Origin of the sequence: Methylocella tundrae, assembly GCF_901905185.1 — a bacterium.
In the GTDB taxonomy this organism is placed as follows: Bacteria; Pseudomonadota; Alphaproteobacteria; order Rhizobiales; family Beijerinckiaceae; genus Methylocapsa; species Methylocapsa tundrae.
Genome location: NZ_CABFMQ020000083.1, coordinates 44,213 through 61,740, shown reverse-complemented (window position 1 = coordinate 61,740; position 17,528 = coordinate 44,213). Strand labels below are relative to the sequence as shown.

The 17,528-nt window shown below is 62.2% G+C and carries 16 protein-coding genes; 7 read left to right on the top strand and 9 right to left on the bottom strand.

The window, feature by feature from the left end; all coding sequences use genetic code 11:
• The 3 genes from holA to leuS form a co-directional block, all read right to left on the bottom strand.
• Positions 1–819 (bottom strand): DNA polymerase III subunit delta (holA, locus tag MPC4_RS11655; protein ID WP_174512657.1); only part of this gene is annotated, 819 nt, incomplete at its 3' end.
• Between the two features lie 51 nt (positions 820–870).
• The gene (gene lptE / locus MPC4_RS11650; protein ID WP_244628970.1) at positions 871–1,410 is read right to left on the bottom strand and encodes an LPS assembly lipoprotein LptE; all 540 of its coding nucleotides are present in this window, start codon (positions 1,408–1,410) and stop codon (positions 871–873) included.
• The gene (gene leuS / locus MPC4_RS11645) at positions 1,397–4,024 is read right to left on the bottom strand and encodes a leucine--tRNA ligase (protein ID WP_174512656.1); all 2,628 of its coding nucleotides are present in this window, start codon (positions 4,022–4,024) and stop codon (positions 1,397–1,399) included. The genes lptE and leuS overlap by 14 nt, the downstream gene beginning before the upstream one ends.
• A gap of 181 nt (positions 4,025–4,205) precedes the next feature.
• Between leuS and MPC4_RS11640 the strand changes: the two genes are divergently transcribed.
• Positions 4,206–4,898: a YggS family pyridoxal phosphate-dependent enzyme gene (locus tag MPC4_RS11640; protein WP_174512655.1), complete on the top strand. Its 693-nt coding sequence runs from the start codon at positions 4,206–4,208 to the stop codon at positions 4,896–4,898.
• 20 nt (positions 4,899–4,918) lie between these two features.
• Here the strand turns inward: MPC4_RS11640 and MPC4_RS11635 are convergent, their stop codons facing one another.
• A complete protein-coding gene (locus MPC4_RS11635) occupies positions 4,919–5,524 on the bottom strand; it encodes a L,D-transpeptidase family protein (RefSeq protein ID WP_174512654.1) in 606 nt (201 codons plus the stop codon).
• Positions 5,525–5,717: 193 nt separating this feature from the next.
• Here MPC4_RS11635 and MPC4_RS11630 point away from each other — a divergent pair, with 193 nt between their 5' ends.
• Both MPC4_RS11630 and MPC4_RS11625 read left to right on the top strand, forming a co-directional pair.
• Positions 5,718–6,404 carry a response regulator transcription factor gene (locus tag MPC4_RS11630; protein ID WP_134486452.1) on the top strand — a complete coding sequence of 229 codons (687 nt, stop codon included), beginning with the start codon at positions 5,718–5,720 and terminating at the stop codon, positions 6,402–6,404.
• Positions 6,405–6,440: 36 nt separating this feature from the next.
• Positions 6,441–6,923 (top strand): cyclic nucleotide-binding domain-containing protein, encoded by a 483-nt coding sequence (locus tag MPC4_RS11625; protein ID WP_134486450.1) that lies wholly within the window; start codon positions 6,441–6,443, stop codon positions 6,921–6,923.
• 82 nt (positions 6,924–7,005) lie between these two features.
• Here MPC4_RS11625 and xth read toward each other — a convergent pair whose 3' ends face one another.
• Positions 7,006–7,815, bottom strand: a complete 810-nt coding sequence (gene xth / locus MPC4_RS11620) for an exodeoxyribonuclease III (RefSeq protein WP_174512653.1) — start codon at positions 7,813–7,815, stop codon at positions 7,006–7,008.
• A gap of 265 nt (positions 7,816–8,080) precedes the next feature.
• Positions 8,081–8,782, bottom strand: a complete 702-nt coding sequence (locus MPC4_RS11615; RefSeq protein WP_134486446.1) for an outer-membrane lipoprotein carrier protein LolA — start codon at positions 8,780–8,782, stop codon at positions 8,081–8,083.
• A gap of 318 nt (positions 8,783–9,100) precedes the next feature.
• Here MPC4_RS11615 and metB point away from each other — a divergent pair, with 318 nt between their 5' ends.
• Positions 9,101–10,258: a cystathionine gamma-synthase gene (gene metB, locus MPC4_RS11610; RefSeq protein ID WP_174512652.1), complete on the top strand. Its 1,158-nt coding sequence runs from the start codon at positions 9,101–9,103 to the stop codon at positions 10,256–10,258.
• 76 nt (positions 10,259–10,334) lie between these two features.
• On the opposite strand, the gene MPC4_RS11605 is transcribed toward metB, so the two are convergent.
• The gene (locus MPC4_RS11605; protein WP_174512651.1) at positions 10,335–12,998 is read right to left on the bottom strand and encodes a DNA translocase FtsK; all 2,664 of its coding nucleotides are present in this window, start codon (positions 12,996–12,998) and stop codon (positions 10,335–10,337) included.
• A gap of 279 nt (positions 12,999–13,277) precedes the next feature.
• Here MPC4_RS11605 and rpmB point away from each other — a divergent pair, with 279 nt between their 5' ends.
• The 3 genes from rpmB (at position 13,278) to MPC4_RS11590 (ending at position 15,089) form a co-directional block, all read left to right on the top strand.
• A complete protein-coding gene (rpmB, locus tag MPC4_RS11600; RefSeq protein WP_134486442.1) occupies positions 13,278–13,568 on the top strand; it encodes a 50S ribosomal protein L28 in 291 nt (96 codons plus the stop codon).
• Between the two features lie 92 nt (positions 13,569–13,660).
• Positions 13,661–14,424, top strand: a protein-coding gene (locus tag MPC4_RS11595; protein WP_174512650.1) for an IS5 family transposase whose coding sequence is annotated in 2 segments (ribosomal slippage) — positions 13,661–13,996 and positions 13,999–14,424 — 762 coding nt in all. Because the reading frame shifts where the segments join, the coding sequence is not laid out codon by codon here.
• A gap of 422 nt (positions 14,425–14,846) precedes the next feature.
• Entirely contained in the window at positions 14,847–15,089 is a 243-nt protein-coding gene (locus MPC4_RS11590) for a hypothetical protein (protein ID WP_174512617.1), read from the top strand.
• 14 nt (positions 15,090–15,103) lie between these two features.
• On the opposite strand, the gene MPC4_RS11585 is transcribed toward MPC4_RS11590, so the two are convergent.
• On the bottom strand, positions 15,104–15,901 hold the full coding sequence (locus MPC4_RS11585) for a M48 family metallopeptidase (protein ID WP_174512649.1): 798 nt from the start codon (positions 15,899–15,901) through the stop codon (positions 15,104–15,106).
• Positions 15,902–15,976: 75 nt separating this feature from the next.
• A complete protein-coding gene (locus MPC4_RS11580) occupies positions 15,977–17,266 on the bottom strand; it encodes a polyhydroxyalkanoate depolymerase (protein WP_174512648.1) in 1,290 nt (429 codons plus the stop codon).
• Positions 17,267–17,528 lie beyond the last annotated feature (262 nt).

Here is a 17,528-nt window from a genome sequence, read left to right as displayed (position 1 = left end):
CTCCCCGGCCCCCATCCCCGCTTCGACGTCGAGCCGCGCCCGGCGAAGCGTCAAGGCGTGGCGGAGCGCTGCGCCGAGCAGCTGGTTGACGTCAACGGCCTGCGCGAACGCCTTGCGCGCGCCGGTCTCAAGCGCGGCGAAATCACCGTGGAAGGCGTCGTTGACGGCATGATCCAGCATCAGGCTCGACGCGTCCGAGACGATCGCTTCGACATGATCGAGACCGATTTCTCCGGCTCCCCGCGCGTATAGAACGAGCTTGGCGAGTTCCGAGCGGGTCGCCAGCCGATCCTGGCCGAGCAGCGAAACGAGCAATATCCGGGCCTCCGGCGAGATCCTCAGTCCGGCGGCCGCGGCCTCCGCTTCGATGAGAAGGGCGACATCCTTCGCCGAATCCGGATAGCATTCGATCGCCGCGGCGTTTTTCTCGCGTTCGCAAAGCCGCCGCAGGGGCGCGTCCTTCTTCAGGGCGCCGGCCTCGATAATGATCGTGCAATCCTGCGGCGGTGCGGCGATCAGGGGCTCGATGGCGGTGACGAAGGTCTTTCCCTGCGCCTCGATCCAGATCGCGCGCCGGCCGCCGAACAGCCCTATCGTGTTGGCTTCGTCGGCCAGGCGCAGCGGATCGGCGGCAATGTCGTCCCCGCTGATGCGCAGCAATTGGAAGGGGTCCTTTGGATCATCCACCGCGTGCTGGACGATAGCGCGGGCGCGCTCGGCGACGAGACCGAAATCAGGGCCAAAGACCAGATAGATATATATGTGCGGCGCCGGGCGCGCGAGAAATTTGTCGGCCTCGTAGGTTTTGATTGCGACCAATTTGCCGGCTTCTCCTCAAGCTGAGCCGCTCATCGCTCGCGGCGGACCGGCCTACCCCTTTTCGGCGAAAGAGGCGGCGATATTGGTGCGGATCTGCTCCGCGAGCATGCGCGCGTCGCGGATTTCGGCATCGCGCGAGGCGCGGATATTGGCGAAACGTTGCGAGTTGCGATCGTAACTTGCGACCACGGTCGCCGTGCCCTTGGTGACCGGATCGCCCCCTTCGAGCGGCGTCAGCGTGTAATCGGCCGTGACCACGACGGTGCCGGAGGTCGGATAGCCAGTCACAGTGTCGATGAGGGGCGATTGCACGCTTTCCCGCACGCTGATCTTCAGCACATATTTCGGATCGATGGGCGCGCCCGTCCCGTTCAACCCGAAATGCAGCTCGTTTTCGAGATAATGGCCGAGGCGATCAGGGATCGGCGAGATCTTGATCGTCTGCAATCGGCCGGCGACGTCGCCGGCGCCCCCAAGCGAGCCATAAAGCGGCTGAAGGCAGCCGGCCAGGGAAAAGCTCGCCACCGCGGCGAAGGCAAGCGCCGCTCCGCGCGAAAAATGCTGGCGAACCATAGGTTTATGCGACGACATTCACGATCCTTTGCGGAACGATGATGATTTTCTTGACGGGCCGGCCTTCAAGCGCGCGCTGAACCGCCTCCAGGGCCAGGGCCGCGGCCTCAATCGCCGGATTGTCGGCGGCGCGGTCGATGACGAGATCGGCGCGCTTCTTTCCATTGACCTGCACCGGCAGCTCCATCGTCTCTTCGACAACCAGCGCCCTGTCGGCGACCGGCCACGCGGCTTCGGAAACCAGTCCTTCACGGCCGAGCCGCGACCAGCATTCTTCGGCGAGATGCGGCATCATCGGGGCAAATAACGGAACCAGAATTTCGGCCGCCTCACGGAAGGCGTAGCGCAGATCCGGCGCGACAATCTCGCTGTCGATCGCGCCGACGGCCGCGCCGAGCCTGTTGGCAAGGTCATGCACCTGAGCGATGGCGCGGTTGAAGCGCAGCCGCTCGATATCCTCTTCGACCTTGATGAGCGCGCCGTGCGCCGCCCTGCGGATCGCCGCCGCGGCCGGCGAGAATTCGGCCGGCGCGGCGGAAGCTTCTCCGCCGAGGAAAATCAGCTCGCCGACGAGCCGCCACAGACGCTGGACGAATTTGCCGGCGCCCTGCACCCCCTCCTCCGTCCAGATGACGTCGCGCTCGGGCGGCGAGTCGGAGAGAACGAACCAGCGCGCGGTGTCGGCGCCGAAGGTGGAAATGATCTCGTCGGGATCGACCGTGTTGCGCTTTGACTTCGACATTTTCTCGATCGCGCCGATGACGATCTCTTCGCCATCGTCGAGACGGAACGCTTTGCGCCCGTAAGCGGCGGCCTCCAGCCGGATCTCGGCCGGCGAGACCCACTCGCCCTCCTTCGAGCGGTAGGTCTCATGCACCACCATGCCCTGCGTGAAGAGGCCGGCGAAAGGCTCCTTCAATGCGCCGACATGGCCGGTCGCCTGCATGGCGCGCGTAAAGAAGCGGGCGTAAAGCAGATGCAGGATCGCATGTTCGATGCCGCCGATATATTGATCGACCGGCAACCACTTCTCGATCATTTCAAGGCTCGTCGGCGCGGCCTCGTTCCAGGGATCGGTGAAGCGCGCAAAATACCAGGAAGAATCGACGAAAGTGTCCATCGTGTCCGTCTCGCGCCGGGCCGGGGCGCGGCAGATGGGACATGTGACATGTTTCCAGGTCGGATGGCGGTCGAGAGGATTGCCGGGCTGATCAAAGGTGACGTCAGCCGGCAGTTCAACCGGCAGGTCCGCGGCCGGAACGGGAACCGCCCCGTGCTCCTCGCAATGGATGATCGGAATCGGGCAGCCCCAATAGCGCTGGCGCGAAATGCCCCAGTCACGCAGCCGGTAATTGACCTGGCGCTTCGCCTGTGGCCGGTTTCCGATCGTGCTCGCCTCGAGAAGCCGCGCGACCTCCTCTTTCGCAGCTTCGACGTCCATGCCGTCGAGAAAACGCGAATTGATCAGCACGCCGTCGCCGTCATAGGCGACGTCTGCGACGACAAAGCTCCGCGGATCGGCGCCGGGCGGACAAATCACCGGCGTATTGCCAAGGCCATAGGCGTTGGCGAAATCGAGGTCGCGCTGATCATGCGCGGGACAGCCGAAGATCGCTCCCGTCCCGTAATCCATCAGCACGAAATTGGCGACATAGACCGGCAGCAGCCAGTTTTCGTCAAAAGGATGCCGCGCCTTGAGGCCGGTGTCATAGCCTTTCTTTTCAGCCGTCTCGATCGCGGCGAGCGAGGTTCCCCTTTGCCGGCATTCGATGATGAAAGCGGAGAGCGCGGGGTCGGCCCTGGCGCAGTCGGCGGCGAGCGGATGGTCCGGCGCGATGGCGATGAACTTCGCCCCGAACAGCGTATCCGGCCGCGTCGTGTAGACCTCAACCTCGCTCTCGCGCACGCTCAAGGTCGGCTCAAGCTCGAAGCGCACCAGCAGGCCCTCGGAGCGGCCGATCCAGTTCGCCTGCATCAGCCGCACTTTGTCGGGCCAGCGCTTCATCCCGTCGAGGGAGAGCAGCAGATCCTCGGCGTAATCGCTGATCTTGAAAAACCATTGCGTCAGTTCGCGCTGTTCGACGAGAGCGCCGGAGCGCCAGCCGCGCCCGTCAATGACCTGCTCATTGGCGAGAACGGTGTGGTCGACAGGATCCCAATTGACCTTCGACTGCTTCCGGTCGACGAGACCAGCGGCCAGAAAGTCGAGGAACATTTTCTGCTGATGCTTGTAGTAGCCGGGATCGCAGGTTGCTATTTCGCGCGACCAGTCGAGCGAGAGCCCCATCGACTGCAATTGCGCGCGCATGCTCGCGATATTGGCGTAAGTCCAGGCCGCCGGATGGCTCTTGTTCTGCATGGCCGCGTTTTCGGCCGGCATGCCGAACGCGTCCCAGCCCATCGGGTGAAGAACGCTAAAGCCGCGCGCGCGCTTGTACCGGGCGATGACATCGCCCATCGTGTAATTGCGGACGTGGCCCATGTGGATGCGTCCCGACGGATAGGGAAACATCTCGAGCACATAATATTTTGGGCGCGGATCGGCGTTATCGGTCCGGAAGGTCGCCGATTCTTCCCAAATCTTGCGCCATTTGGGTTCAGTTTCGCGGGCGTTATAGCGCTCGAAGTCCATGCTGTCCGATTGTCGCTTAGAGTCTTGAAGAATACGTTTGATTGGCTGGCACACAGCATTATTTGGCGCGCGGGGTCAATTGCCTTGCAAAGGTTCCGCCTTGCGCGGCCGAGGCCCCGCTCTCATTTAATTGGGCGCGCTTCAAAATGCGCGTCTTTAGTCTGACTGAAAGGCAAGAGGTTTGCAAAAAGCCGTGAAGAAATCGGAAAACCCGCTGGATCGGCTTGAAGAGGTGCGCGAGGCGATCGCTCGCGCAGCAAGGGACGCCGGGCGCCGGCCGCAGGACGTCACGCTGGTCTGCGTATCGAAAACCTTTCCCGCCGCCGAGGTCGAACCCTTGCTTGCCGCAGGCCAAAGAGTGTTCGGCGAAAATCGCGTGCAGGAGGCGGTGGAAAAATGGTTGCCGCTGCGGCAGGCCTATTCCGGGGTTGAGCTTCACCTCATCGGCCCGCTGCAATCGAACAAGGCGCATGAGGCGGTGATGCTGTTCGACGTCATCGAGACGGTCGATCGAGACAAGATCGCCAAGGCGCTGGCGGTCGAAATCCAGAAGACCGGACGCCATCCAAGGCTCTATATTCAGGTCAATACGGGAGCGGAGCCGCAAAAGGCGGGGATTTTGCCGGGGGAGGCCGACAGCTTCATCGCGCGCTGCCGGGGCGAGTTCGGTCTCGGCGTTGCGGGGCTGATGTGCATTCCCCCCGTCGATGATCAGGCCTCGCCGCACTTTGCCATGCTGAACCAGATCGCCGCGCGCAATGGGCTCAAAGAGCTCTCAATGGGCATGAGCGCCGATTTCGAGCTCGCCATTCAACTCGGCGCCACGCATGTGCGCGTCGGCAGCGCCATTTTTGGCGCAAGGCCTAAAAATTGAGAAGGACGGGGTTTAACGAGTCACCTGATGGTCAGCACCGTCCGCTGCGACAGGCGCGGCAGAAGCCGGCGGAAATCATCGGCGGCAAGGGCGACGCAGCCCTCGGTCGGGGCAAAGCCAGGACGCGCGCAATGCAGGAAAATGGCGCTGCCGCGCCTCTTTCGTCGCGGCATAATATTGTAGTCGAGCACAATCACGATGTCGTAGAGGTGATCGGCGCGCCACAACTTTTCATGAGATTGCCGGAAAGGCGCCACAATCGGTCGATTATACAGCCCGCTGTCGGGATCATCGCACCAGCCCATATCTTTGCGGATTGGCCGCATGGGCAGAGACGACGGCCTGATGTGTAGTTTTTCTGAGCGATAGAAAGCTGAGAGGAGACGCCAGCTTCCAGCCGGACTTGCGCGATCGCCCTCCCGCTTGTCGCGTCTGACGCCGCCGCCTCCGATGGCGCAGCGCAGAACCAGGGAGCCAGCATGCAGCCTGCCGATGGGAGGGGTTTGCCCGGGAACGCGGGTCGCCGTCAGGCGATCAAGGCAACGCTTAAGTTGATGACGGGCTGGAGAGGGTGCGCTTGAGGTTGTCCGCAAGGGATTTCTCAAGTCTTTTGCAAGAGATTTCATAGAAGACTATGCTTTTGCCAGACGCTGATTTGTGCAAGCCAGATTTGGCGCTTGTGGAGCACAGAATGCAAATGAGCCTTTTCCGAGAAGGCTTGTTACTATGGCGTCTGGATCTGACCGAATCACGGCGCGTCAATTGCCTTCGACAGGTTATGCAGGACGTGAGGATGCAAGATCAACCAAGGACGAGTCCATGACGCAGGTTCTGAAAATCTTGATCGCGGACGATGACGCCGATTTGCGCGCCGCCTTGGCCGAACAACTGTCCCTGCACGAAGAATTCTCGGCGGTCCACGCTGATTCGGCGGAGGGCGCGCTGTCCGCTTCACGTCAGGAGACGCCGGACCTGATCATCATGGATGTCGGCCTTCCGGATATGGATGGGCGCGAGGCGGTCAAACGCATGCGCGAGGAAGGCTTCAAAAACCCGATCATTATGCTCACCGGCCACGACAGCGAGTGGGACACCGTGCAGGGCCTCGACTCGGGCGCCAATGATTATGTCACGAAGCCGTTCCGCTTCGCCGTTTTGCTTGCGCGCATGCGCGCGCATCTACGCCAGCACGAAACCAACGAGGAAGCGCTGTTCCGGATCGGGCCCTATACCTTCCAGCCGGGCGCGAAGCTGTTGATCAGCGAAAAGGGCGAAAAGCTCCGCCTTACGGAGAAAGAGACCGCGATCCTGCGCTTCCTTTACCGGGCGGGACAGAGCGTCGTCGTCCGGGAAGTGCTGCTGCGCGAAGTCTGGGGCTATAACTCCAACGTCACGACGCATACGCTCGAAACCCATATTTACCGCCTGCGGCAAAAGATCGAGCGCGATCCCGCCAAGGCGCAACTGCTCATCACTGAAGCCGGCGGCTACAAGCTGCTCCCCTGATCGCCGAGCCAACGCCGCCTCGAGGAAAGCATCGCCATGGCTTTGGAGGACGACGTCGCCAAGCTTGCGCGCAACGGGATTTTCGCGGCGCTCGGCCCCGAAGCGCTGCGGCTTCTCGCCTTCTCCGCCGAAACCCGCATTTTGCGCGCGGGGGATATTCTGTTCCGCCGCGATGACGTGTCCAATGGCGGATTCGCTTTGCTTACCGGCTCGGTCGCGCTCGATCCGTCAGATCATGGCGTGGCGACGGCGCGGATCGTGCGGCCGCCCGCCCTGATCGGCGAACTTGCGCTTTTGACGCAGACGAAGCGGCCTGCGACGGCGATCGCGCGCGAACCCTCGAGCGTCCTGCGCATCTCGCAGCAGCTCTTTCGCCGCATCCTCAGCGAATATCCATCCAGCGCGGAGCGGCTGCAACAATCGCTGGCGGCGCGGCTCACCGGGTTTACAGCCGAACTCGCGGCCGTTTGGGGAGACGGGCCGGAGCCCGCCGAGGCCGCTCGATCCGAAGGCGAATAACTGCTCAGCGTCCTGCTTTTTAAGCCATTGTTTCGACTTATGATGCGGGACCGGAAAGTCTGCGGCTTTGCTGCGTCGGGCCTTAATAGTCAAGGTGGACCAGCACGGGCACATGGTCGGAGGGGCGCTCCCAGCCGCGACTTTCGCTTAACACCCGCATGCCGCCGAGGCGCGGAGCCAGGCTTTCGCTAACCCACACGTGATCGAGCCGGCGCCCCCTGTTGGACTCAGCCCAGTCCCGTGCGCGATAACTCCACCAGGTGTAGAGCTTCTCATCGGCCGGCACATAGCGCCGCATGGCGTCGACCCACGGCCCTGCCCGCAGGACGAGACCAAGCTTCTCAACTTCGATCGGCGTATGGCTGACGACGCGCAGCAGCGCCTTGTGGCTCCAGACGTCGGCCTCGAGCGGCGCGATATTGAGATCGCCGACCATGATCGCGTCCGTGTTCGCGACCCCATCGGCGCTCATCCAGGCGACCAGTTCGTCGAGGAACGCCAGCTTGTGGGCGAATTTGGGATTAATCAGGGGGTCAGGCTCATCGCCGCCGGCGGGCACATAAAAATTGTGGAGCCTGACCGGTTTATGGGCGGCGGGCGTTAACGTCACGGCGACGTGCCTCGCGTCCCCCTTATCGCAGAAACCGCGGCGGTCAGCGTCGGTCAAGGGCAGTTTCGAGGCGATCGCAACGCCGTGATACCCTTTTTGGCCGTTGATCACGACGTGCGAATAGCCGAGCTTATGGAAGTCAGCGAGCGGAAACTCGGCGTCGCGGCATTTGGTTTCCTGGAGGCACAGGACGTCGGGCGCATGCTCCTTGAGGAAACGCGCGACGAGATTGATCCGCAGGCGAACCGAATTGATGTTCCAGGTAGCGACCGTCAGGCGCATGTGACCTCCGCCCGCGATTGATCACGCTGAAGCTCGCGCCGCAAGGCGGCGCAGCGGGCAGCCCACAGAAATTGCGCGAGGCGAGTGCAAAAAAGAGGGCGCCCGGCCAGAGACCGGACGCCCTAGGAGCGAAGCTTTGCCGGGAGGGGGGGCCGGCGCAGGTCGAATCAGACGAAGCGGGGGGGAATACGTCCGATCGGCTTAATCGCTCACATAAAAGGAAGATAAGCCGCCTGTTTTGCGATTCAAGCCCGAACGCTCCGCCTCAATTATTTGTGTTCGACAACCTCTCTTGGGTCAGCTGGAAAATGTTTGGGTCTGGTTTCTTGGTCAAATCAATGTTGAATAAAGAGATTACTGTTTCGTAACCTTGCGGGTCGGTCACCTGCCATTGCTTCAGCGTGAACTTTGCAGGATCGAAAATCAGCTTGATTTCGGACGTCCCGCCAAAGGTCGCATTATCCTCGACCTGAATGATCACAGAACTCGGATCGCTCGCGACGCTGACGACCTTCACGTCGTGAGCAAGGTCGATGTGATCCTTGAGGAGAAACTTGAGCGGCGTCTGGCTGATGAAATAAACGTCTTTCGTCGCCGTCTTGCGGTCATGAACCGCGACGGACAGGCCGTCCGCGACAATCTCAAGCGTTGCGGGGGCGGCGTATTCAAAGCGAAGTTTTCCCGGCCGCTGGACGTAGATTTTGCCTTCCGATCGTTTTCCGTCGGGGCCAATCTGGACAAAATCGCCGACCATTGTCGTCGCCGCGTTGAAATAGTCATTCGCCTTCTGGATCGCGAGTTGGGGGTCCATCGGGACGAAGGGCTTTGGCGCGGGCGCAGGCGCGACGACAGGTTTGACCGGCTTCGGAATAACCGGAGAGGGTTCGGCGCGGGACAGTCCGGCGCCGAGCCCAACGGCGGCCACGCCAGCGACGAATGCGAGAACAAATCCTGCCGTCCGCTTCATAAAACCTTCCTTGGAGATTGCGACTTTTGACCGGGTCGCCACAATTTGATTATCACGCTTAGAAAACGGATATGGCGTCAATAGGACATCGGCCCAAGGGCGCGCGCCCCAAACGGGCAGCGGCAAAAAGAAACAGGCCGGCCGGCCCGTTGCGAATCGGATGGCGCGATTGAAAGCCTACTTTCCGTCCGGGACGCCGAACAATCAAGCTTTGCGGTTATGCGGCGGAGGGCCCTGCGAGACGATCAGCCGCTTGCGTCGCCGCTTTTGACTCTGTTCTATGAGCCGGGACTTAAAGCTTTGTGCGGACAATCATCCATGAGTAAACAAAAAGCGCTCCAGACCATCGCCGCGGCCAATGGCGTCGCGGAAGACAGCGCCTATGGAGCGGTAACGCCGCCGATCTATCTTTCGAGCACCTTCGCTTTCGAAAGATTTGAGAAGGGCGGCGCCTATGAATATTCGCGCTCCGGCAATCCGACCCGCGACGTCCTCGCCGACACGCTGGCGAAGCTCGAAGGCGGCGCTGGCGCCGTCACTCTGGCGAGCGGCATGGCCGCGATCAATCTGGTGCTTGCGCCGCTTGAAGCCGGCGATCTCGTCGTCGCGCCGCATGACTGCTATTCCGGCGCCCAGAGGCTGCTGACCGCGCATGCCGACAAAGGTCATTTCAAGCTCGAACTGATTGATCTTGCCAATGAGGACGCGCTGGCCTCCGCCCTGGGCCGGCGCCCCAAACTCCTGATGATCGAGACGCCGAGCAATCCATTGATGCGCGTCACGGATCTTCGCCTTCTGTGCGGCCGCGCAAAGGAGGTCGGCGCGAAAGTCGCCGTCGACAACACATTCCTGTCGCCTGCCCTGCAACGGCCGCTCACCTTCGGCGCCGATTATGTCATTCATTCGATGACAAAATTCCTTAACGGCCATTCCGATGTCGTCGGCGGCGCTGTGATCTGCGCGCATGCGGACGACGTCGAGGAAATGAAAAGCTGGGCCAACATCACCGGCGTCACGGGTTCGGCCTTTGACGCTTATCTCACGTTGCGCGGCGTTCGGACTCTGTTTGCCCGCATCGAGCGCCAGCAGAAAACGGCGGGCGCGATCGCTTCCTTCCTGCAGCAGCATCCCTCAGTCGAGGCGGTGCATTATCCGGGACTTCCCTCGCACCCTTCGCATGGCGTCGCCAAAGCGCAGCAAAGCGGCTTTGGCGCCATGCTCAGCTTCGAAATCAGCGGCGGAGTCGAGGCGGTGCGCCGTCTCGTCGAGACGGTCGAGATCTTCACCCTGGCGGAATCCCTCGGCGGCGTCGAAAGCCTCATCGCGCATCCAGCCACCATGACGCATGTGAGCATGACGCCCGAAGCGCGCTCCTGCGCCGGGATCAAGGACAATCTTCTGCGGCTCTCGGTTGGCCTCGAAGATGAGGCGGACCTTATCGGCGATCTTTCGCGAGCGCTGGACGCGAGGCGGTGAACCAGCCGATGACTTTCGGGCGGCCGCCCATAAGCGCCCAGGGGGAGCCTTCGCGAGCCATAAAGGCCGCCGAAAATCACCCCTCCGCCGCGAGGTCGAAAGCGCCGCGGTCGATCCCGCCGCCGACAAGAATGGCGCGCTTGCCGGAATGATTGGGGGCGCCGACGACGCCTTCCTGCTCCATCCGCTCGACCAGAGAGGCGGCCTTGTTGTAGCCCACCGAAAGACGGCGCTGAATGTAGCTTGTCGAGCATTTGCGGTCGCGCAGCACGATCGCGACGGCGCGGTCGTAGAGGTCGCCCGACTCTTCGGCGTCCATGCTGCCGGGGGAAGCGCTGCCGCCATCTTCGGCGTCGCCGACATCATCCTCTGAAGTGATCGCCTCGAGATATTCCGGCTGGCCCTGGCTTTTGAGATGGGCGACGACTTTCTCGACTTCGCCGTCGGCGACGAAAGGCCCATGCACGCGGGAGATGCGGCCGCCGCCGGCCATGTAGAGCATGTCGCCCTGGCCGAGCAGCTGCTCGGCGCCCTGCTCGCCGAGAATGGTGCGGCTGTCGATCTTGGAAGTGACCTGAAAGGAAATGCGGGTCGGGAAATTCGCCTTGATGGTGCCGGTGATGACGTCGACCGAGGGCCTTTGGGTCGCCATGATGAGATGAATGCCCGCCGCGCGCGCCATCTGGGCGAGGCGCTGAATGGCCCCTTCGATGTCCTTGCCGGCGACCATCATGAGGTCGGCCATCTCGTCGACGATGACGACGATGAAAGGCAGCGGCGACAGATCCATGGGCTCATGCTCATAGATCGCCTCGCCGGTCTCCCGGTCATAGCCCGTCTGCACCGTGCGCATCAGAGTTTCGCCCTTGGCCGAAGCCTCAACCACGCGCGCATTAAATCCCTCGATGTTGCGCACGCCGAGCTTCGACATTTTCTTGTAGCGGTCCTCCATTTCGCGGACCGCCCATTTCAGCGCGACGACAGCCTTTTTGGGATCGGTGACGACCGGCGTCAAAAGATGCGGAATGCCGTCATAGACTGACAATTCGAGCATTTTCGGATCGACCATGATGAGTCGGCACTCCTCCGGCCGAAGCCGGTACAGCAGCGAGAGAATCATGGTGTTGATGGCGACTGATTTGCCCGACCCGGTGGTGCCCGCGACGAGAAGATGCGGCATGCGGGCGAGATCGACGATGATCGGCTCGCCGCCGATCGTCTTGCCAAGGGCTATGGCGAGCCGATGTTTTGACTTCTCGAAATCCTCCGAACCCAATAATTCGCGCAGGAAAACGGTTTCGCGGCGCTGATTGGGCAATTCGATGCCAATAGCGTTGCGGCCTTGCACCACGGCGACGCGGGCGGAGATCGCCGACATCGAACGGGCGATGTCATCGGCAAGTCCGATCACGCGGGAGGATTTGATGCCGGGCGCCGGCTCCAGTTCGTAGAGCGTCACGACGGGCCCGGGACGCACGTTGATGATCTCGCCCTTGACGCCGAAATCCTCCAGCACGCCCTCGAGCAGGCGCGCGTTCTGACCCAGCGCGTCCTCGGAGACCTGATTGCTGACGAGCTTCTTCGGCTCGGCGAGCATATTCAGCGGCGGCAGGACATAGTCGTTGCGCCCGAATCGGTCCTTCAAAGACGGATGGGCTTCTTTCTGGGCGCGCTGTCCCGGCCGGACCGGCGCCGGCGGCGGGGCGACGATGCGGCGCGCCGGCGCGGCGGCTTCGGGGCCGGCCGCTGATCTGGGCTTTTCGCCGGCTTCGCTTTTCTGGCGGGCGGCGGCGCGCGTCGCCGGCGGCGCATAGGCGGTCGCGTCAAAGCGCGGTTCGGCAATCCCCTGCTCCGGCCAGGTGAGCGGCGCCGCTCCGAAATCGAAGGGCTGATCGGATTCCACGAGGGGCTCGAAACCTTGCAATGGAGGATCAAAGTCGCGCGGCGAAAACTGCGGCGCGGTCTGCCAGGGAGCCGGAGTTGGCGCTGTGACGCGGGCCGCCCGGCGGCGCGCGATCTGGCGCGCGAGCACCGCCTTGAGGCTGAGAAAAGCGTGAATGAGAGCGCCAAGCGCGACCAGCGCAAAGCCTGGACCGCCCGAGTCGTCGTCCTCGGCGTCGGCCCGGCGCCGGACGGGACGCGCATCCTCGTCCTCGTCTTCGTCGAGATCGTCGAACTGATCGCGAAGGCCGACGCTGGCGGAGAGCGCGAGAATCGCTCCAGCGGTCAGGCCAAGGCCAAGCAAAAGCAGACCAGGGGCGAAGCCGGCCATCAGCCTTTTCGGAATCGCCAGAAGCGCGTCGCCGATGACGCCGCCAAGGCCTGTCGGCAGCGGCCATCGCGCCGTGACCGGGAGCAGCGAGGCGACAGCCGCCGCGAGCGCGCCGCCGGCGATCCAAAGCACGAGGCGGCTCGTTATGCGTTCGAGCCGCCGCGCCGTGAGCAGGCGCCAGCCCCAGAGGCCAACCGGAATCAGAAAAGCGATCACGCCGAGGCCGAGCATCTGCATCAGCAGGTCGGCGGCGACCGCGCCGGTCGATCCGAGCAGATTATGGACCGGGCCGGAGGTGGCGTGATTGAAGCTCGGGTCTTCGACGGACCAGGACAGGAGCGCGAGGATGAGGGCGATCGTTCCGGCGATGAGGCAAAGCCCAGCGAGCTCCGCCCCCCGGCGCGCTGCGAAAGCGCGCAGCGATTCGGGGATCAGGTCGAGCGCCGTCATGCTGGTTGTCGTTCGCATCCGCTTTACCGCCGCCTGCCGAGAGCCTCGCCTTCGTCCGCCTTCCGGCGAACGAAGAGCAAATTAGCAAGAGGCGGTTAAAGGTGCTTTAACCTTAAAGCGGCCCGCGACATCGTCGCGGCGGCGACTTATGCCGAGTTCCGACCTTGACGCGAGGCGTTGGGCGCTCTATGTCCTGCGCCTTCACATGCTGCATTGTTCAGGATGCGCTCGATTCCCCTGAGGTTGCGCTCAAGGGCCGCCGAGAGCGCCACGTTTTGAATTTGAAGAGGAAGCAAGATGTCCCGCCGCTGCGATTTGACCGGCAAGGCCGTACAAACCGGCAATCTGGTCAGCCATTCGAACCATAAGACGCGGACGCGTTTCCTGCCGAACCTTTGCAACGTCACGCTGATCTCGGACGTGTTGCAGCGCAAGCTCCGCTTTCGCGTCGCCGCTGCGGCCCTGCGGTCGGTCGAACATCGCGGCGGCCTCGACGCGTTCCTCGTCAAGGCCGACGACGCCGAACTTTCGACCGGCGCCCTCGCCGTCAAGCGAGAGATCCTCAAGAAGCAGGCCGGCGCCGCCTGAGGGCAAAAGCTGCGCGCCGCTTAGGAAGTGTGGACTCTTGGGATTCCCAAGGGTCTTGAGGTGTGATTCATGGCTGTCTTTTGGAGACAGCCATGGGTGTTCTGGACCGCCTGATTCTTCGCGACGATCAGTGGGAGCGGATATCGGCCCACATCATCGGGGACGAGCGCACGCGCGGTTCTTCGGGCCGTGACAACCGCATGTTCGTCGAGGCGGTCTTGTGGATCGTGCGGACCGGTTCGCCCTGGCGCGACCTGCCCGAAGCCTTCGGCGACTGGAACAGCGTCTTCCGCCGGTTCAGCCGCTGGAGCCACAAGGGCGTCTGGTGGCGCATCTTCGAAGCCATGTCGGACGACCCGGACTTTGAATATCTGATCGTTGACTCCACCATCATCCGCGCCCACCAGCATGCTGCCGGGGCCAAAAAGGGGGGTCTGAAGATCAGGCCCTTGGCCGTTCACGCGGCGGCTTGAGCACCAAGATCCACATGGCCGTGCGCGGCCTGGGCTGTCCGGTCCGCTTCATCCTCACGGCCGGCCAGAAAGGGGATGCCCCGCAGGCCGAGGCGCTGATCGAAGACCTGCCCGCTGATGTCGTTATGGCCGACACCGCCTATGACAGCGAAAAGCTGCGTCAGACCATCGCGCGAAAAGGGGCGGAGGCGGTGATCCCGAACAACCCCTCGCGCGCCCTCAAATACCCGCTCGACAAGGATCTCTACGCTCAACGCCACCTGATCGAATGTTGCTTTTCAAGGCTGAAGCAATTCAGGCGCGTCGCAACGCGCTTCGAGAAGACCGCAAAACACTATCTCGCCATCGTCGCAATCGCCGCAACCGTCATATGGCTCAGGTAACTGTCCACACTTCCTAGGGCGCGGGGCAGTGCAGCCGGACGTTCGCGCTTCGGTCGGCTTGAATGGGTTTTGCCAGCGGCCTCACGGCCGCTGGTTTTGTTTTGGATGATCATTCCCGGACTGGTCCGCACGCTAAGGCTCCGCGCTTCTGCCCGAGGCTCGCGATCATCGCGCAAAGGCGCAAGCCGCCTGCACGCAGTTGAGTTTTCCGACTCTTTCGTCCCCTGCGACGGATCCGAACCGCCAAGCTATCCATTCGCGGCGGATTGTGCTGTAATTTCATCGTCAGCCGGCCGATCCAGCCAGTTCGGTCGCCGCTGAGCCCGCCGCCAATGTTTCGGACCGAGCTCTATTCAGCCGGCTCGCGTCGCAGATCCAAACGCCATCAATTCGCATCAACCGGCCCAGCCAGGACAAATCATATGAAGAAGGCGCTCCTTGTTTCCGCCGCCGCTCTCATTGCCGTGAGCGCTGCGATCTTCTCATCGACGAAGGCCGACGCCTATGTCTGCGCGCGTGGTCCCTATCGCGCCGGCTGCGCTGGCGCGCGCGGCGGCGTCGTGGTGCGGCGAGGGCCGGCCTATTATCCACGCGGCGGCGTTGTCGTGCGGCGCCATTATGGCCCCTACGGCGGCGGGGTCGTCGTTCGGCGCAGATACTACTGAAGAATCCTGACGCCTCAGTCGGCGCCGCTTTTGCCGGCGCCGAATCGAAGCAAACCGGCGCCGTTGGCTTTCAGCCAGGATTCGGCGGCCTCGACATCCGGCGACAGCCGTCCGACGACCGCCCAGAAGGCCGCCGAATGATTCATATGGACGAGATGCGCGACTTCATGCGCCGCCAGATAATCGAGCACAAAAGACGGCGCCAGAATGAGGCGCCACGAAAAGTTCAGCGCGCCGGACGCTGAGCAAGACCCCCACCGACTGCTGGTATCGCGCAAGGTGATCTTGCGCGGCTTGACGTTGAGCCTTTCCGCGTGACGCGCGACCGCCGTCTCGATGTCGCGCCTCGCCTCGCGAATCAGAAACTCCTGCACGCGCCGCGGTGTGAAGGAGGCCTCGCCGCTGACATAAAGAATTCGCTCGGCCCCTGTTTCAGCGCCAGATCCCCGCTCTTCGTGGGCGGCGGTCACCGCGCCGGTTCCGCGCGGGCCCGGCCGCAGAGCGATCCTGTGGAAAACACCGCGCAAGGGCACAACGCCTCCGGGCTCGAAACGGATTTTCTCCGGCAGCCTGCGCAATTTCGCGCCAATCCAGGGCGCGTGGCGCTCGGCGAAGGATTTTGCCTCTTTGATGCTGGCGCGCGCCGGCAGGGTCAGCATCACGTCGCGCGTCGCCGTCCGGACGCGCAACGTGAAACGCCGAGCCAAGGCCGTGCGCTTGATGCTAATCCGGTATGTCTCGCCGCTATGCGAGACATCAATGAAGTCAGCCCCCTTCGCCGGAGGGACATCCTTTCGGAGCAGACGCAGCATGGCCGCAAGCCTAGCTGGATGCTGCATGAGTCGCTAGCGGCAAGTTGCGATCAAGGGCGCCCCTCGACCTTCGCGTCAGATGCGTTCGACCAAAGACAGATTACGCACCGAACGCTTGCCGTTGGCGTGAAAATCCAGAATTCGCGGGACGATCTGGTTGCGGAAACGCGATCCGTTGAAGACCCCGTAATGGCCGACCTTTTCCTGCAGATAATCAGCCTTCATGGATGCTGGAAGGTTATAGCAGAGATCATGCGCGGCCAGGGTTTGGCCAGCTCCGGAAATATCGTCGTTCTCGCCTTCGACTGTCATGAGCGCCACTCTGTGGATGGCGGCGAAGTCAACCTTCGCGCCGTGATGAGTCATCTCGCCTTTTGGCAAGGCGTGCTTCACGAACACTGTGTCGACGGTTTGCAGATAGAATTCGGCGGTCAGATCCATGACCGACAAATATTCATCGTAAAATTCGCGATGCTTATCGGCAGAATCCCCGTCGCCTTCGACAAGGTGGCTGAACAGGTCGATATGGGCGTTGACGTGGCGATCGATATTCATCGCCATGAAGCCGGCAAGTTGCAGAAAACCTGGATAAACCTCGCGGCCGGCGCCGTGATATCCGAGCGGCACGGTGCTGATGCAATGATGCTGGAACCACGCGCTGCCGCGCTCCTGCGCCAGAAGATTGACTTTGGTCGGGCTGCGCCGCGTATCGATCGGGCCGCCCATCAAGGTCATCGAAGCTGGAACGTGAGGATTATCCTCCGCCTCCATCAGCGCCACAGCGGCGAACAAGGGCGCCGCCGGCTGGCACACGCCGAGCGTATGCAGAGCAACGCCGTCCTTCTCCTTGCTCAAGTGCTCGCAGATGGAAATCAGGTAATCAATATAATCATCCAAGTCGAAACGGCCGGCGGACATCGGCATCAGTCGGGCGTCGGCCCAATCGGTGATGTAGACGTCATAAAAAGGCAAAAAAGCCTCGACGGTTCCGCGCAGCAGGGTGGAATGGTGGCCAGACATCGGCGCAACGATCAGGAGCTTTGGTTGCGGCTCCCCCTGATTGCCTTCCAGCTGCCGCTCGAAATGGATCAGCCGGCAGAACGGGCGCCGCCAAACGATGTTTTCAACCACTGGCGCGCGTTTGCCGCCGACAATCGTGCTCGACAGGCCGAACGCCGGCTTTCCGTAGCGGCGCGTCATGCGTTCAAAGAGTTCGACCGTCGCGACCATGTTCTTGCCGACATGGGTATAGGACAGGAAATTGACAGGGCTCTTCAGCCAGAGCTGAGCAATATCCGAAATCGCTCGAGCAGGCGCGAGTGCGAGGTGAGAGATTTCATGCAATTCGTAAGTGAACGGAGGCATATCCCACCCTCTTTCCCGGCAGACCGGTCAATGCATCAAAATCAAAATGGATCCTCATCTCGTCCGCAATTATCAAGCTTCCTGGGCCTTGGAAGGCGAAATACCACGTCGAAGAACACTTTCCTCATTTAATAGTTCGAAATGCGCAATACCACTGCATTTTCTGTCGTTCTGTGACTAGAATCACACGATTCGGCTTCCATTCAATACGAATCCGATCCGCCATTGCACAGCTCAGGCCTAAGTTTAAGCAGCCTAACGT

Bases quoted from the DNA above. Each gene is read 5' to 3' on its own strand.
- MPC4_RS11580 (WP_174512648.1), bottom strand. From the start codon at position 17,266: ATGCCTCCGTTCACTTACGAATTGCATGAAATCTCTCACCTCGCACTC.
- rpmB (WP_134486442.1), top strand. From the start codon at position 13,278: ATGTCCCGCCGCTGCGATTTGACCGGCAAGGCCGTACAAACCGGCAAT.
- MPC4_RS11590 (WP_174512617.1), top strand. From the start codon at position 14,847: ATGAAGAAGGCGCTCCTTGTTTCCGCCGCCGCTCTCATTGCCGTGAGC.
- MPC4_RS11605 (WP_174512651.1), bottom strand. From the start codon at position 12,998: ATGCGAACGACAACCAGCATGACGGCGCTCGACCTGATCCCCGAATCG.
- metB (WP_174512652.1), top strand. From the start codon at position 9,101: ATGAGTAAACAAAAAGCGCTCCAGACCATCGCCGCGGCCAATGGCGTC.
- MPC4_RS11615 (WP_134486446.1), bottom strand. From the start codon at position 8,782: ATGAAGCGGACGGCAGGATTTGTTCTCGCATTCGTCGCTGGCGTGGCC.
- MPC4_RS11635 (WP_174512654.1), bottom strand. From the start codon at position 5,524: ATGAAATCTCTTGCAAAAGACTTGAGAAATCCCTTGCGGACAACCTCA.
- MPC4_RS11625 (WP_134486450.1), top strand. From the start codon at position 6,441: ATGGCTTTGGAGGACGACGTCGCCAAGCTTGCGCGCAACGGGATTTTC.
- MPC4_RS11585 (WP_174512649.1), bottom strand. From the start codon at position 15,901: ATGCTGCGTCTGCTCCGAAAGGATGTCCCTCCGGCGAAGGGGGCTGAC.
- xth (WP_174512653.1), bottom strand. From the start codon at position 7,815: ATGCGCCTGACGGTCGCTACCTGGAACATCAATTCGGTTCGCCTGCGG.
- MPC4_RS11630 (WP_134486452.1), top strand. From the start codon at position 5,718: ATGACGCAGGTTCTGAAAATCTTGATCGCGGACGATGACGCCGATTTG.
- leuS (WP_174512656.1), bottom strand. From the start codon at position 4,024: ATGGACTTCGAGCGCTATAACGCCCGCGAAACTGAACCCAAATGGCGC.
- lptE (WP_244628970.1), bottom strand. From the start codon at position 1,410: ATGTCGTCGCATAAACCTATGGTTCGCCAGCATTTTTCGCGCGGAGCG.